Source organism: Achromobacter sp. SIMBA_011, assembly GCF_046535435.1.
GTDB lineage: Bacteria > Pseudomonadota > Gammaproteobacteria > Burkholderiales > Burkholderiaceae_B > Achromobacter > Achromobacter dolens.
The window spans coordinates 1-273 of sequence record NZ_JAWRWN010000437.1 but is presented as its reverse complement, the minus strand read 5'-3'; the positions used below and the strand labels follow the sequence as shown (position 1 = coordinate 273).

Sequence of the window (273 nt, the reverse complement as noted above, 5' to 3'; positions counted from 1 at the left end):
ATTCGAACCAGCGCTCGCGTTGACCCTCTTCGAGCACGACCGTGAGCGTGCTCAGGCCGACCGCGAGACCGACGATGCCCAGCCAGTCGGCCTTGAAAAAAGCCTCCCAGTGCGGACGATCGGCGGGCAGGCCCACGATCAGCAGCGTGATCAGCGTGATACACACGGGCAGGTTGATGAAGAAGCACCAGCTCCAGCTGATGTTCTCCGCGAGCCAACCGCCCACCACGGGCCCGAGCAACGGCCCGAGCAGCACGATGAGCCCGAACACCG

1 protein-coding gene is annotated in these 273 nt (G+C 64.8%); it reads right to left on the bottom strand.

All coding sequences use genetic code 11. The annotated features are described in order from the left end of the window. On the bottom strand, positions 1-273 hold a 273-nt coding region (locus tag SB816_RS31620; RefSeq protein WP_410548198.1), incomplete at both ends, for an MFS transporter.